This is a genomic window from Bifidobacterium sp. LH_512, from assembly GCF_056356435.1.
This window is the reverse complement of the sequence record NZ_JBKEUE010000004.1, coordinates 55870-71490: the sequence shown is the minus strand read 5'-3', so window position 1 is coordinate 71490 and position 15621 is coordinate 55870. Positions and strand designations below refer to the sequence as shown.

The 15621-nt window shown below is 59.0% G+C and carries 11 protein-coding genes; 2 read left to right on the top strand and 9 right to left on the bottom strand.

Going from position 1 to position 15621, the window contains the following annotated elements; translation table 11 throughout:
* Positions 1 to 695: 695 nt before the first annotated feature.
* Positions 696 to 920, bottom strand: a complete 225-nt coding sequence (locus tag AC1AWD_RS07920) for a hypothetical protein (RefSeq protein ID WP_476565374.1) — start codon at positions 918 to 920, stop codon at positions 696 to 698.
* Between the two features lie 217 nt (positions 921 to 1137).
* Here AC1AWD_RS07920 and AC1AWD_RS07915 point away from each other — a divergent pair, with 217 nt between their 5' ends.
* On the top strand, positions 1138 to 3213 hold the full coding sequence (locus AC1AWD_RS07915) for a glycoside hydrolase family 31 protein (protein ID WP_476565372.1): 2076 nt from the start codon (positions 1138 to 1140) through the stop codon (positions 3211 to 3213).
* A 52-nt stretch (positions 3214 to 3265) separates the two neighbouring features.
* Positions 3266 to 4300: a LacI family DNA-binding transcriptional regulator gene (locus AC1AWD_RS07910; protein WP_476565370.1), complete on the top strand. Its 1035-nt coding sequence runs from the start codon at positions 3266 to 3268 to the stop codon at positions 4298 to 4300.
* Positions 4301 to 4357: 57 nt separating this feature from the next.
* On the opposite strand, the gene AC1AWD_RS07905 is transcribed toward AC1AWD_RS07910, so the two are convergent.
* The 8 genes from AC1AWD_RS07905 to AC1AWD_RS07870 all read right to left on the bottom strand — a co-directional run bounded on the left by AC1AWD_RS07905 (position 4358) and on the right by AC1AWD_RS07870 (position 15615).
* The gene (locus tag AC1AWD_RS07905; protein ID WP_476565368.1) at positions 4358 to 5311 is read right to left on the bottom strand and encodes a helix-turn-helix domain-containing protein; all 954 of its coding nucleotides are present in this window, start codon (positions 5309 to 5311) and stop codon (positions 4358 to 4360) included.
* Positions 5312 to 5372: 61 nt separating this feature from the next.
* Positions 5373 to 7544 carry a glycoside hydrolase family 127 protein gene (locus AC1AWD_RS07900; RefSeq protein ID WP_476565367.1) on the bottom strand — a complete coding sequence of 724 codons (2172 nt, stop codon included), beginning with the start codon at positions 7542 to 7544 and terminating at the stop codon, positions 5373 to 5375.
* Positions 7545 to 7588: 44 nt separating this feature from the next.
* A complete protein-coding gene (locus tag AC1AWD_RS07895; protein ID WP_476565365.1) occupies positions 7589 to 9949 on the bottom strand; it encodes an alpha-L-rhamnosidase-related protein in 2361 nt (786 codons plus the stop codon).
* 31 nt (positions 9950 to 9980) lie between these two features.
* Complete coding sequence (locus AC1AWD_RS07890) at positions 9981 to 10280, bottom strand: hypothetical protein (protein WP_476565363.1); 300 nt, start codon at positions 10278 to 10280, stop codon at positions 9981 to 9983.
* The gene (locus AC1AWD_RS07885) at positions 10280 to 10453 is read right to left on the bottom strand and encodes a hypothetical protein (protein ID WP_476565361.1); all 174 of its coding nucleotides are present in this window, start codon (positions 10451 to 10453) and stop codon (positions 10280 to 10282) included. Before AC1AWD_RS07885 ends, AC1AWD_RS07890 begins: the two co-directional genes overlap by 1 nt.
* 50 nt (positions 10454 to 10503) lie before the next feature.
* Complete coding sequence (locus AC1AWD_RS07880) at positions 10504 to 12663, bottom strand: hypothetical protein (protein WP_476565360.1); 2160 nt, start codon at positions 12661 to 12663, stop codon at positions 10504 to 10506.
* Positions 12664 to 12820: 157 nt separating this feature from the next.
* Positions 12821 to 13558 (bottom strand): hypothetical protein, encoded by a 738-nt coding sequence (locus AC1AWD_RS07875; protein WP_476565358.1) that lies wholly within the window; start codon positions 13556 to 13558, stop codon positions 12821 to 12823.
* Between the two features lie 263 nt (positions 13559 to 13821).
* Positions 13822 to 15615, bottom strand: a complete 1794-nt coding sequence (locus AC1AWD_RS07870) for an ABC transporter ATP-binding protein (RefSeq protein ID WP_476565356.1) — start codon at positions 15613 to 15615, stop codon at positions 13822 to 13824.
* Positions 15616 to 15621: the final 6 nt, after the last annotated feature.

The window sequence follows — 15621 nt, the reverse complement described above, 5'->3', positions numbered from 1 at the left end:
GGAATCGGACTGGCAATCATTGACTTACATAAAGCATAAGTAGTACAGACACGCTCTTGAGTTCTCAAACCACCACCACACGCAACGAAACAGGCCACGGGACCGAACCCCCGGCCGCACCGTGCGGCAGCAAGATGAAGAACTTACACGCACCGGACGAAAACCGCAAACCCGGCACACGCCGACACCACCGGAACCATTGCGAACACACGCATCCATCGGCGTGTCGAAAACAACGGAAAAACAGCCCCGCAGCAGCGAATCAACTAAGTCAACCAAAAAATCATCCGAAAATCATCTGGATTCGGTGTGTCGCTTGCATATTCATCGGTCACATGCGTCGACATCCACGAATCCAATATGCTCCACACTGCATCTGCGCTACATATTGTGTATCCGCCACGCGCACAATGCGGATGAAACTGCCATACCGATTCGGCAGAGGGCTCTTTTGGTTTTCCCAGCTAAACCGCATGATTCCCTATGCATTCTGCATTTATATAGAAGTCAGGCCTACAAAGGCGATATAACTGAAAATCCTCTCTTCTCTCTCCTTGCAGTGAAGGCCCGGCTCAAACACCGGGCCTTCACTGTTGTGAAACTAATCAACAGCAATCAACAACAACTAGCGATCAACATCTAACAGTCGGCAGCAACCATCGCCCAATAAGCCAGCACCAGTTAGCCGATGGCGTTTACGAAATGCGGAAAATCCTTGCAAAGGGCCTGTCCACAGTAGCGGCGGCCAGCCGCACATGCGCGTCATCGATGTGTTCGACCTTCCACTCGCCGGCATGTGGCGCATGCGAACGTTCCGCTGGCGCGGGGAATACCTGTTCCATATGCACGCCAGCTGGCATTTCGATGTCCACCGACTCATCGCCAGAGCGACGCCATGCGATCACGTATCCCTTGCCCACCGAATCTGCGGAACCCGCCGGTTCTATAGAACCAGAACGACCGACACACAACGGAAACGCACCGGAAGCACCTCGACATGGTGCATTGATACACCCTGCTGCAACACACTATCGTAGCGCTGCATTTTTAGCGCTACGATTCAATCGGGCATTTCCACAAACGACGTGCGCAATGCAATACCCCACACACTCTCAGGCAACGGAGGCGAAGAGGCCGATGAGCTCGAATCCCAAGGAAATCATTCCCGCAACCACATTCACCGTCAGCGGCAGCGCCATCGAATGGACCGGCGACGGCGAATTCCTGCGCATCGAAGCGTGGGGCGCCAACAGCGTGCGCGTGCGAGCCCGCATCATGCAAGACATTGCCGACGCCGATTGGGCGCTGCTCGCACCAGAGACGACGCCAGCGACGACGCCGGTCACAACCACCGTCACCGGCACAACGGCAACGCTTGTCAACGGCATGATCACGGTAACCGCCGAAACCAACAACGAAGGCAGCGCATGCCGCCTCACCTTCCTCAATACCGAAACCGGCGAAATCCTTCTGCGCGAAGCCGGCGACGGCGGCGCCCTACGCCTGCGCGCCCGCGCCCATCATCCGTTGGAAAACGGCTCGGAATCCCCCACCGTCACATTCGACGCGTGGGACGGTGAACACATCTTCGGTATGGGCGAATACCAGCAGCCCGTCCTGGATCTCAAAGGCTCCACCCTTGAACTCGCGCACCGCAATTCGCAGGTCAGCGTGCCGTTCATGATATCCAGCCGCGGCTACGGCTTCCTGTGGCATAATCCATCAATCGGCACGGTCACATTCGGCGCGAACCGCACCGAATGGCACGCCTCCGTCTGCGATCAAATCGACTACTGGGTCACCGCAGGCACCACGCCCGCACAGATAGAATCGCAATACGCCGACGTCACCGGCCACGCGCCCGTCATGCCGGAATGGGGACTGGGCTTCTGGCAGTGCAAGCTGCGCTACTGGAATCAGGAGCAGCTGCTCGAAACCGCTCGAGAATTCAAACGCCGCAACATTCCGATCGATCTGATCGTCATCGACTTTTTCCACTGGCCATTGATGGGCGACTTCCGCTTCGACGAAGAATTCTGGACCGACCCGAAGGCGATGACCGACGAACTGCACAGCATGGGCATCAAATTGATGGTGTCGATATGGCCGCAGATCGACCTGCAGTCGGAAAACTACGATGAGATGCGCCGCAACAACTATCTGGCAAAAACGCGCCAAGGCAAGGACGTCGGCATGTGGTGGCCGCGCGACAACCAATTCTTCGACGCCACCAATCCGGCGGCACGCGACTGGCTGTGGAACAAGATCCAGCGCAACTACACCGATCTGGGGGTTGACGCCTTCTGGCTGGACGAGGCGGAACCGGAATGGGGCGGCGACTATGACTACGCGCACTATCTTTTCCATGCCGGCCCGGTCGGCAAGGTTGGAAACATCTACCCGCAGCTGTACAACAAGACCTTCTATGATGGGCAGGTCACCATCGGCCGCGAAAACGACATCGTCAACCTGACGCGCGCGGCGTGGGCCGGTTCACAGCGCTACGGCTCGCTGGTGTGGTCGGGCGATGTGCATTCCACATTCGACGATCTGAAAGCCCAGATCACCTGCGCGATCCACATGGGCGTGGCCGGCATTCCCTGGTTCACCACCGATATGGGCGGTTTCGCCGGCGGCGACCCGAACAGCGAGGATTTCCGCGAACTGTACGTGCGTTGGTGCCAGTTCTCGTGTTTTTCGCCGGTGATGCGCAACCATGGCGACCGTATGCCGGCAACCCGCGTCCCCGGAAAGCCAACATTCGACCGCATCGGCAATCCGATCGACCACATCCACACCGGTGCCGACAACGAGCCTTGGACGTACGGCGAAGAGGTCGAAAACGTCATGCGAAAATACATTCAAATCCGTGAAATGCTGCGCCCGTATTCGCGCGAGCTGTTCGACGCCGCCCACACCGACGGCCAGCCGCTGGCGCGTGGCCTGTTCTACGAATTCCCGGATGATGAGGCCGCCGCAAACGTGCCGGACGAATACATGTACGGACCGGATCTGCTGGTCGCGCCGGTCGTCGAGCTTGGCGCACGCAGCCGCGACGTGTATCTGCCGGGGAACGCCGACACGACCTGGACAAATCTGCATACCGGCGAGCGCTTCGCCGGCGGCCAGCAGGTCACGGTCGACGCTCCGATGGATGTGTTGCCGCTGTTCGCCCGCAATGGCGCCGACCATGGCCTGGCCGGCATGATCTGATTACGATTTGCCGCAGCGCCGCGCATACTTGAACGCAATAAAGGAGGATCACATGGTCACATTGGACGATGTCGCAGCACGGGCAGGAGTGTCTCCAATGACCGCGTCCAATGCGATGAACGGTAAGCCCCTCGTCAAAGCCGAAACGGCGCGGCGCGTGCTGCAGGCGGCCGCCGAATTGGGATATCGTCCTAATTTGGCGGCACGTCAGCTCAGCTCAGGACGTACGCATGTCATCGGCATCACCATTTCCGATTTTGATCTGACCTTCCCCGCCGACGTCGCCGCACGGTTGTCCGATCTAGCCCAGTCGCGCGGATATCAGACAGTGCTGCAGCAGACCCGATATTCCACTGATTTCGAGCAGCAGGTGCTGTCAAGCGCGGCGATGCAGATGTGCGACGGCACAATCGTGTGCTGGCCGAGCGGCACGGCGGCGCCTATTGTGGAATTCAGCCATGCGCATCCCATCGTCGCATTGGATGGTTTTACCTTGGCGGGACATGTCGATTGTGTGTTTTCCCCATCATTAGAGGGCAGCGCCGCCGCGATTCGCCGTTTTGCGGATTGCGGGCGCACGCGCATCGCGATTTTGGGAGTCGCGCCTTCCGATGCCGGCACATCGACGGACCGGCCGAATTCCGCCGCCTTACGCCTGGATGGCACGTTGGCGGCCGTTCATGATTGCGGGCTGCCGCCTGTCGCCGATGATGGTATCGCGCCTTGCGCCTGGAATCGACAGGGCGGCTATGAAGCGATGTCACGGCTGATTCGCGAGCGCCGCAAAGGCGGAGCGGAATTGGATTTCGATGCCGTTTTCTGCCTGACCGATCCGATTGCGGTCGGCGCGATGCGGGCGCTTGCGGATGCAGGCATTCATGTACCGGAAGATGTTGCGGTCATCGGTTTTGACGGTTTGGATGAGGGCGCGTATTGTTCGCCGCGTCTGACCAGCGTGGGCGTAGATGCCGGCGAGGCGGCGCGCGCGTGTTTGGATATGCTGATTGAACGCATTGAGAACATCGCATCGGAGCAGCCACGCTCCGTTACGCTTGACTACCACATGCTGGAACGTGCGTCGGCTTAGGTGTTCCCATTACGATAACCGTCATTCCATGACTACGATTGATCACATTGCGCAGATTCACTGCGTATTGAACAATCGCCGTGGAAAAGCCGCCCTGTACTGGCCCGGAGTCAGGCCGACGCGGCGTTTGAACACCCGCATGAAATATTTCGGATCGTCATATCCGATTTCATGAGCGATGTCGGCGATGCTTGCAGCCGTGGAGGTCAGCAGCTCGCAGGCGCGGTCGATTCGGCACTGCGCAATCTGTTCGACGATGCCGACGCCGAATTCGCTACGATATCTGGCAGTGAGATAGCTGGGCGAATAGTGGAATCGTTCGGCGATGCCCGCCACAGTGATGGGTTCAAACGCGTTGGCGCGTATCCAGGAACACACTGCGAGCATCACGACGCCGGTTGCTTTGCGCCGACTGTGCGCCCCCGCACCTTCATGCATCCGCCTCATCTGCAGATTGACCTCGAGCAGTATGCATGTGGCACAGTATGCCCCGTACCGGTCAGGCTGGGAGGCCGCATCGGAAAAGACGTCCACCAATTGGCCGAACAGTACGGTGAGACGGTCGGGGTCGACCAGCCGCATCTTTTCCGGCAATGCCAACAGGCTTTCGTCGGATGGCAGGCCGTCATCCATGCCCAGCTCATGCCATTGGGCAAGCTGGAAATGCATCCAGAAGAAATCCAGTTCCTCCGAGATCGGTTCCGTTCCAGCATGTTCGATTCCGGGAGGCAGCAACGCCACTTCGCCGGCCACCACGTGCAGCGAACGCTCGCCGATACGTATGGGCAGCGTTCCCCGACGTACGAATATCAGTTCGAATGAGTTGCTGATGCGTCGCACATGCTGCCATCCGGCTCCGGACACGAACTGTCCGACCACGAAGAAATCCACCGGTTTATCCAGTCGGCTGCATATGACCTTCACGTCCATCACCTTACCAGTTGCAAGCAACACGGTGACGAACCGCGACGGACAGCAGCCGACGGGGCTTCTGACGGTTGTGACCGCCATACACGGTGTGTCGCGGTCACAACCGTCAGAGGCCCGGGCGCAAAGTGCGCGAAGACCGCGATTAGGCGCGCAGGAACACCGTCATTTCGGTTTCCCCACGGTTGGCCCAGGCAAAATACGGGATTAGTGTGACGTTGGCGGCCTCGCGCTCAGCCGGCCGCCATGTCGCATACAGCGGACGATGTTCGGCATTGTCGACTTTTTCACGCCATGCAGGAACGGTGAGCGTGACCATCGGGCGGTCGACCGCGTCGACTTCGCCCAATCCGGACTCGTCCTGCCCTGCGGCGCCGGCATGGAACGTCACATCGGAAACAGCGACGCAATTCGGATCCTCGGCGATTTGTGCGGCGTCGACATGCAGCAGATGCAGATTGTCGCCGTTATCCACACCTTCCGCACAGTATGTGATTGGCCCACGTACGAATGCGACCTTTCCCACATCCTCGCGCACCAGCGGATTGGCGGCGACCATGCGCACAGGCATCGGGAAATCGAAACGGACGACGTCTCCGTCATGCCATTCGCCTCTAAAATACACGTATCCGTCGCGAATATCACGGGCGATGCGACCGGCCGATTCATCGCCGGCTTCACAGGAGGCCTCGCCGGAGGCACGAATCGCCGACGCCGCCTTTTCGCCGGCCCAGGCAGGCAGGCGGAACGCCAGCGTCGCCTTGACCGGGGCATCCACATGCACGGTCGCCGCGCCGTCGCCATGCCAAGGCAGATTCGCCGTCATCTCCAAGGTCAGCGAGGTGTACGCGAAATGCACGGCGACGCGGCCTCCCATATACAGATGCGTATACAAGGTGGATGTTTCGTCGTTTACCGTATATGCGTACTGCTGCACGGATTCGACGATGCGTGCGATGTTCGGCGGGCAGCAGGCGCAGCCGAACCATTTCTGACGGACCGGCTTGACATGGAATTTGCGCTCGTCGCGCCGGCAGGCTTCCGGCACCACTTCCAACGGATTGACATAGAAGAAGCTTTTGCCATCCAACGATATGCCGGCCAGCGTGGTGTTGTACAGCGCGGATTCCATGACGTCCGCATACTCGCCTCTCGGATGGATCTGCAGCATGCGACGCGCGAAGAATGCGAGCGCGATGGCCGCGCAGCTTTCCGAATATGCGGTGTCGTTGGGCAAGTCGTAATCGTAGGAGAAGGATTCGCCGATATGCGTCGCGCCGATGCCGCCTGTGACGTACAGTTTGCGGTCTACGATGTTGCGCCACAATGTTTCGCAGGATTCGAGCAGCGCCGGGTCTTCGGTCAGTCGGGCCACGTCGGCGACGCCGGAATAGAAGTAGGTTGCGCGTACGGCATGGCCGACCGCTTCGTTCTGTTCGGTGACCGGTTCGTGCGCCTGATAGTAGGCGTACGGCGCGGGAACATTGTCGTTTGGCCGGTAGATTTCGCCGTCCTCTTCCGCCCTGCGGAGGTCCTCCTGCTCGAAATAGAGCGGATGTTGGCCGCGCTGCCGGACAAAATATTCGGCCAGATCGGCGTATCGCTGTTCGCCGGTGGTTTCAGCAAGACGCACCAATGCCATTTCGGCGATTTCATGGCCCGGATAGCCGTGCAGTTTGCTTTCTTCGACACCGAAAACTGATCCGACATAATCGGCGAATCGGCAAGCGGCCTTCAATAATTTATCTTTTCCGGTGGCCTGATGATATGCGACCGCGCCTTCGATGAGGTGGCCGAGGCAGTAGAGTTCGTGATGGTCCTTCAGATTGGTGAAATGCCGGTCCATGCCGTTGAGGATGTAATACGTGTCCAGATATCCGTTGTCGAGCTGCGCTGCGCAGACGATATCGATGGCCGCGTCGGCGGTGTCTTCCAGTTCGGCGTCCGGATGTTCGGACAGCGAATAGCCGACCGCTTCGATCCACTTGGAGAAGTCGGTGTCCTGAAATACGAATCCGTAGAATTTATCGGGTTCCGGATTGTTCGGATCATCGGGCAACGCTTCGAATCCGCGGAATGTGTAGGTCGGCGGGGTAAAAGCCTTGCCTTGCGTCTCCTTGCGCGCATTCTGCGCGGCGGCCGCCTTGAAATTATGCATGCAATAGCTGGGAGCGGCGCCAGGAACATCATCGTTCAGCGCTTTCCACTGGTATGGGATCACCGTTGTGCGCACGAGTTCTTGTTCGGCGCTCCAAAATGCATCGTCAACGACGACGTCGTTCAACGGTATGGGCTTGCTGGTTTCCAAATCCACCATGATAATGTCCTCCTCGCGTAAGCGGCGACGCATATGCGGTATTCTCATTCGTATATTCGCCGCATATGCGCGCCGCGGCATACGCTGTCCACATTAGAAATCGGGGCACAATCCCCAGGTGGACAAATCGTTGTCCAGGAGCATTTTTCCATGTCATGTCGCCCAGATGGCAATCCGGCTATATGCAGCGTTCCCGGAGGGCACGCCACCCCGGCGATCATGCCCCATTCCGGCAGGGGTTCCACCGACTGCACCACACCGTCCACCTTCACCGCATAGCCTTCACCCGATATGTCGATGCTCCACCGGGCCCGCACCTCGGGCAGCAGGACGACATCCACGGCCACGTTCGGTGGAGATTGCACGATCAATGCGGCACCCGCGCCTCCGCTCCGAATGCCGCGCCTCACATGCCAACGTACCGAGACGTCGCCTCTGGCGATCGGCATGACGACATCGCAGTCATCGCAATCCCCGGGCTGCGGCACCACTGCGATCGTGCGATACCCCGACTCAAGCGGACGGATGCCGAACAATCCTTCCGGCAACAGATGGGCAGGAGAGGCCGCCCATGGATGCGAATACGTCGTATTGCCCTTGCATGCAAGGCTCCACGCCTCCATCGTGGCTCCAGTCCCCTGCCGAATCATCTGCGTCCAAGCGTGGCCGCCCGACGGAGCCGCCATCAGACGCCCGGCATCAGCCCCCAATCCAGCGTGGTACAGGCCGTCGAGATACACCGCCGCCGCATACACGCTGCAGTTCATGCCTTTGCCCCGCAGAAACTCACCGAGCCGATCGATCCGGTCGAACGGCGGATCGGCAAACGCCGTGACGAATGCTGATGCATGCAGGGAGCAATGGTCGATCCGCACATCATCAGGACCGCAGCGAAGGCCATCGACATACGCGCCACGCTCCGGATCATACAGCCTATGATGAATGGCCTCACGCATACGACGCGCCGTGGCGCACCATCGCGAAGCGTCATCGAAACGCCCCAACGCCTGCGCCAAATCACCCATATCGGCATAGGCTTGGGAGGCCAGGGCATTGACCACCGTGTTGACGGAGCCAAACACGAACCCGTCCCGTTCGGACTGCGGCCAATCCACCAGATATCCATCCATGCGACTGGATTCGCCCGGATCCTTGACAATCAATCCGCTGGCATCATCCAAATAGGCGTCCGGCAGCAGCAAGCGCAGAGCATCATAACGTTCCGCCGCCTGTCGCGTCGAACCGGTATGCAACCACGCATCGTGCACGGCCACGATCACATACAACGGCCATTCCGTCGGCCAGGTGCGATTAGCCAACAGCCAATCCACGGAATATTCCCCCAACGACGGCGCATACTCCAGCGCAAGATGCGCCCGCTGCTGTATCCAGGCATCAGCCTCATATGGTGCACGCTCCCGGGTCCAGGAATCCACGTAGATATTGGCGTTCAGGGCGCGTATCGTATTGTCACACAAGCGCCACACGGCATTCAGCACCGCATTGTCCGATGACATCGTCGCACGGTCGCGCAACATGTGCCGTTCAAGTGCAACGGCATGGATCCGCAAGGCGCCCGATTCCAGCAATTGCGCGACGTCGGCGGCAGACAGTCCGTCGACGATGACCTGCGCATATCGGAACACGCGAATGCCCCAATGCTGCATTGCGTGCGCGCTTGACGGGAAACGCCAGTGGTCCTCATACACATTGCCGGCGCTCAGCCGGTATCGCACCACATCAGCACCGTCCATCACCTCACCGCAACGAATCGTCAGCGTCATCGGTGCTTCGACATCGGCATCGATACGGATGCCGCCCATAACGGTTCTCGTGAAATCGACGATTACGTATCTCTCCGACGTGCACCTTATCGCATCGTACTTGACAGCACACGGACGCATCGGATCCGCCGGACACGCGCACATGTCCGTGAACGCCGGCCGAGGCCGAGCCGGCCCCCAATCGGCGTCGTCGTAGCCCACAGACGAAAATCCTTCCGGAAAATACGCAATGTCGCAATCTTCCGCCGGTGCCGCGAAATACTGTGTACCGATGGAATCGGACGGGGAATAGATCCCGTCCGCGGTCAGAGCCTGCCATGACCGATCGGTCGCGTAGTGACGCATTTCCCCGTCGACAAACGCAACGTCAAGCTGCGCGGCGAAACGTCGGTCCTCCATCGTATAGGCGACGACCCCGATCGCGTGGCGACCTCCGTCACAGAGCAAGGATGAGACGTCGTACCCGTCGTAGCGGGTTTCGCCGCCGATCGGAAACACCGGACCGACGCCAAGCTGCCGCCCGTCGACCCATAGGCGATACACGAATTGGCGAGCGGGACGCGTCGAGGATGCCGTTGCGTGCAGAGTCGCCCACAGCACCGGTTTATTCGGCAGTGCCACCTCACAGCGCAATAGAGCCCAGCCGACGGCATTACCCTCGGTCGACGATGCCGTGTCCGCCCAAATCGGCACCCCATGCCAATTCACGCCCGGACCGGTGCCGAATGTTACCGGCACCGTCCACGGATGTCGACGCCCATCGGCATCCCATAACATGACCGACGCCCAATACCGGCATGACGGCGGCATCGGCAGCCCGCGCAGAGGCACGCCCCCATGCCGTCACCGTCGACACGATCACTGTCCCATATGTCGCCGATTCCTGCCGCAGCATGTTGAGGCGTCGATGCGACCACGACACGATAGCCGACACAGGAAGCGCCATAGTCATCAGACGAGCTCCCCCCGTCCGTCGCCGGCTCCAAGACATCCCCGGCCGCGTTCCGCATCATCGCATCCCACGTCTTCAAGCACATACCGCCATCGAATCATCGGCGTGGTCCCCGGCTCCAGGTTCACCGGAGCATACCTGTCGTCGACCAGCAGCTGAATCGCATACCGCATACCGCCCCCGTTACCGGATTACACCGACCGCATCGACCGCGAGGACGCACTCATTCGCCAAACGGAACGTCACCGTGTGACGCCCGCGACAACCCCTCCACACAGAACATGGTGCGCAGGGACCCCTGTGTGGCAACGGTCGACAGCGACGCACCGACCTGCGACGTGCGTGATATGGAGCGCATGTAGGTGAACATGCTCTGGCCGTTCTCATGGGTCCAATCGCCGTCGTACACCAACACCGGCGTACGCGAATCGGCCCAGGACACCACGTGCATGTCGTCGATCAGCGCCACGTAATACGGCGAGTACCCGTCGACACGCTCCACTCGCAGATTGGAGAACCGCACATGGTCGAAGCCGCTGCCTAGGTTCACCCTGCCCTCGGACTGCGGCGCGTCATCAGACCAACGGGCCACCACCGCGCCGTTGACCATCGCGGTCGCCACGTTTCCAGCGACTTCCAACGCGACGGTATTCCATACGCCGGCACCGACAACGAAGGGTTTGGCACTGGCCCTTTCCGCGGCCAAACGCAAATCCTCACAGTGCCCGCGCACTTTTTCATCGCCGTATCGACGTAACAGGAACAGTCCGTCGGCACGTAGCTTGAAGTCGTAGGCGCAGATCGCGTCGGTGAACTTGTCGCCGCCCATTTCGCGAGCGCCCAGCAGCGCATACGGCGCTCGCCCATCGTACGGTTCGAACATCACATCGACGGATACGCGGTAATTCATCCAACGCATATCACCGATCGCGGTGCGGGGATCCCCCTCTATCCAAGTGTTACCAGCGTGCTTCCAATCGATCTGCTGACGCAGCACACCGCCACGAGTCTCATCGTCCACGATTTCGAATGCGCCGTTGCTGTCAGTGGTGTAGCGAGGCACCGCTCCGCGTGCGTCGACATAGCGTCTCCTGTGTTCTTTTCCATTGTGGCTGACCCCGACCTCCGGCATGCCCTCATACCGAAAATCGTCCGCGTACAGCACGCCCCGTTCGGAGTCTGCATCCAGGACGGCACGCGCCCGCTCATCGGCGGCCGGCAGGTCCAACCGCCTCGGATGCACATCATTCAGCGTCGTGGCGGTGACCATGCTCCACGGCGCGACTTTCAGCATATATGTGGCATCGGCATCATCGTGTCGTTGCGATACGGCGTCTTCGATGCGACGCAGCCATCCGGCGTCATAGCGTTCGCCCGGCAGAGCCGCCGCCGTCTGCCAGACATGCAACGGCGATCGCGCCGCTGCAAGTGCAACGTCGATGGTGATGCGGTATGTTTTCGTAAGGGCGCTGTCGTTGACGATGACAATGCTGATGTCACTGCCGTCGGGCGCGGCAAGCGTCAGATAGCTGGGTTCACCGTGCCGTGCGACGGATACGGGATTACGTCCGGAAACCTGGCAGTCGCTGGATTGCGGGATGGCACGCCACGTGTCATCGGCGGACGCGCCGCCGGCACCCGACTCATTCGCCCATCCAAGACGTGAGAATTTGGCGAAATGGGCAAGGACCGCGCATCCGGCATCATAGTAGATCCAGCCGCTCCACGGGTCACGGGCGCTGACAAGTTCCTTGGACGCGTATTCCATATGCTCATAGCATGCGCCGATGGCCGGCTGATAGATGACGCACGTGCGACGGGACATGACGAAGCCTTTGATGATGGCATTGGCCATTTCCAGCGGACCGCCGATGCCGCCGATGCCGATGCCGGAGCGTCCGTCGCCCAAGCCACAATCGTTCGTGTTGTTGGGACGATCCGCGGAATTGGAGAACACGGCCTGGGCTTCGAAATTCCAGATCTCCTTGTCATACTCGTCGGCGAGCCGGGTAAAGCCCCCCTCGTCGTCATCGACGGAGTAATGGTATGCGGCAATGTCGATGTCGTCGCGTAGGAGTTCGCTGCCGACCAAAGCGGGACCGAAGGTACCGGTCGTCTCCTCGTCGGACGTGATCACGCGAATACGACGAAACAGGTCACGTTCCTCATCGCTTGACCATCCGGCGTTCGGGTCGTCAGCATCCACGCCGATGAACCCCTCATCGTCGGCACGTATGCGGCGTGAAAACTCCGCAACCCATGCAAGGTCAGCGGTGCGTTCGTTAACGTCCGGATTGACGGTATCCACCATGAATCCATATTCGCGATAACAGGCAAGGATCGTGTTCTTGTACCACCGGTAGATGTCACCGTTGATATTCACCCAAGTCGGTGCTGATGTTCACGGGTAGATTGTCGCACACCGACATACGCGGTCCTTTCGTATCGTTAACGGTCCTTCCGCCGGGACCACGCCCATGGCCGGGCATCAGAACAGCGTCTCATCATGGTCACACGCATATCGGCACCACGGACGCATGTCACAGATCAAACAGATAATCGACCAATGCCCGCGGATATTCCGTGCCCGTCTCCGTCACGTTCGCGAACGCCAACAGCACGTCGTCGCCCAGCTCATCGGCGCCGTCAAGCGAATTCCACACCGACGACTTCGTCAGATCCAACGCAACGCCCGTATCGCCTGCATCCGGAACGTCCATCGAAACGACGACGCCTTTCTCTCGCAACGCATCAGCGCGTTTCGTCCCGAGCGCTTCGTCCAATGAAGACACCAGTCCACGCTCGACGCACATCACTTCCATCGTTTCCTCATTGGAAATCACCGTATTGACATCACCGGAGGCAATTGACGCGAACAGCTGCACCGTCGAATCGCTGTACGCATTCGAATTGGCCATATCAATCGTCAAATTCGTGCGCGCATCCATCAATTTGGCGTCCAAGCCGCTGTCCTTCGCCAACCCCTGCTCAAGATGATCCAGCTGCGTCGACGCATCGCCCATATTCACCGACACAATGTCAAGTTTCATCTGCGGCGGCTTCGTCAGATATGTGACGGTCATGGCAACCGCAAAGCCGACGACGGCGACAACGATGACGACGGACAGCAGAAAATGCTGCACAAAATACGGCCATTTGTCTTTCATCGGAAGCTCTTTGAACGTCTTCCACGTCGACTGGTGCGCATACTTGTTCGTCTGCGACAATTCGGCGACCGCAGCCTTCTGTTCTTCCGTCAAAACGTCTTTATTCACCATCGCACATCCTCCTTGGCTGATGGGACGCATTGTATACAACCGGCATGGGATAACGCCGGACACTATGGGAAAGGCGAAACGAAACGCCCTGCACTACGGGAGCGGCAAAAACAGATAAACAAAAAAACAGGCGAGATCCTTCATAGCCACCATGATCGGAAATCGCCTGTTTCAATGTTCGCTGTTTGTGGATTGCCCGCCTGCAGACCGGCTGCCTGCCGACCGACCGCCTACAGGCTTGTCGACCCCACGACCGCCATCCGCTACTGCCCCGCCTTAATCATCGCATATTGCGATTCATACAGACGATAGTATGCGCCCTTCAACGCCAGCAATTCCTCGTGATTGCCATGCTCGACGATTTGGCCGTGGTCGATATAGCAGATTTCGTCCGCGTTCTCGATGGTGGACAGACGGTGAGCGATGATAAACGACGTGCGGCCTTTCAGCAGTTCGGCAAGGCCGGCCTGCAGCGCCTCTTCCGTGCGGGTGTCGATATTCGACGTCGCCTCGTCCAGAATCAGAATGCGCGGATCGGCGAGCAGCACACGGGCGAATGCAATGAGCTGACGCTGGCCTGCAGACAGGGTCGAGCCGCGCTCTTCCACCACAGTGTCATATCCGTCGGGCAATTCCATAATGAATTCGTGCGCGTGCACGGCTTTCGCTGCAGCCTCGATTTCCTCATCCGTAGCGTCCAGCTTGCCGTAGCGGATGTTTTCGCGGACATTGCCGGAGAAAATGAATGTATCCTGCAGCATCACGCCCATCTGGCGACGCAGCGATTCAAGCGTCACGTCACGCACGTCATAGCCGTCGATCGTCACCGACCCTTCGGCCACATCGTAGAAGCGCGACAGCAGATTGATGATCGTCGTCTTGCCGGCGCCCGTCGGGCCGACCAGCGCAACCGTGCGACCAGGCTCAACATGCAGGTCGACCAGATTCAGAATGTTGCGGCCGCCTTCCTCATAGCGGAACACCACATCGTTGAAATCGACCTTGCCACGAATCTGCGGCAGGTCGGCCGCCCCCTTGCGATTTTCGATTTCCGGCTTGACGTCCAGCGTTTCGAAAATACGTTCCAGATAGGCGGAGCAAGTGATGAGCTGATTGTAGAAGTTGCCGATATTGATAACCGGATTCCAGAAATTGTTTGCATAGCCAACGAATGCGATCAGTACACCAGTGGTCACGTTCACGCCGGCGAATCCCATGACACCCACCAAATAGATCAGCGAAATGGTCATCACGGAAATGTTCTGCACGCCCGGCCACAGCAGGAACTGAATATGCACCGCCTTCATCCAAGCGGTACGCACTTCGCCCTGCTGTTCTTGGAACGTGCGGAACTGTACCTGCTCCTGAGCGAAGGTCTGCGTTGTTTTCACGCCGGCGATCGACTCATGAATATACGCGTTCAGGTTGCTCTGCTTATTCGACAGCTTCTGGTAGGCGCGACGCTGGAAATGCTGGAGCACCGCCACCCACGCGATCAGAATCGGAAACAGGACCAAGCTCCACAATGCCAGCTGCCAATCGATGACGAACATCACGATCAGCGTGATGAAGAACGTGAACACGTCGGAGATCACGTTGATCAGGCCGGACGACAGCGTATCGGACAGCGTGTTCACATAATTGACCACGCGAATCAGGATTTTGCCGTGCGGGCGCGAATCGAAATAGCTGAACGGCAGCGTCTGAATATGTGTGAAGATATCGCGACGCATATCCTTCAGCATCAACTGGCCGACGCGAGTAATGGCGACGGTACGGTAGCGCAATCCGAACTCGTAAATCACAATCAGCACGGCAAGGATTCCGGCAAGCATGCCCAGCTGGCCCAAATCCTTGTTCGGGATCGCCTCATCAATCATGATTTTGGTCAGATACGGCACACTGACCGCGATGCAGCTCATAGCGACGACCACAACAAGAATGCGCGCCACCTGCTTCATGTACGGCTTCAAATATGCACCGATGCGAATAATGTCATGAAAATTGATCTGCTCTTCAAGCTCTTCGTCTTCACGATATGTATTGCGTTGCGCCATGACGGT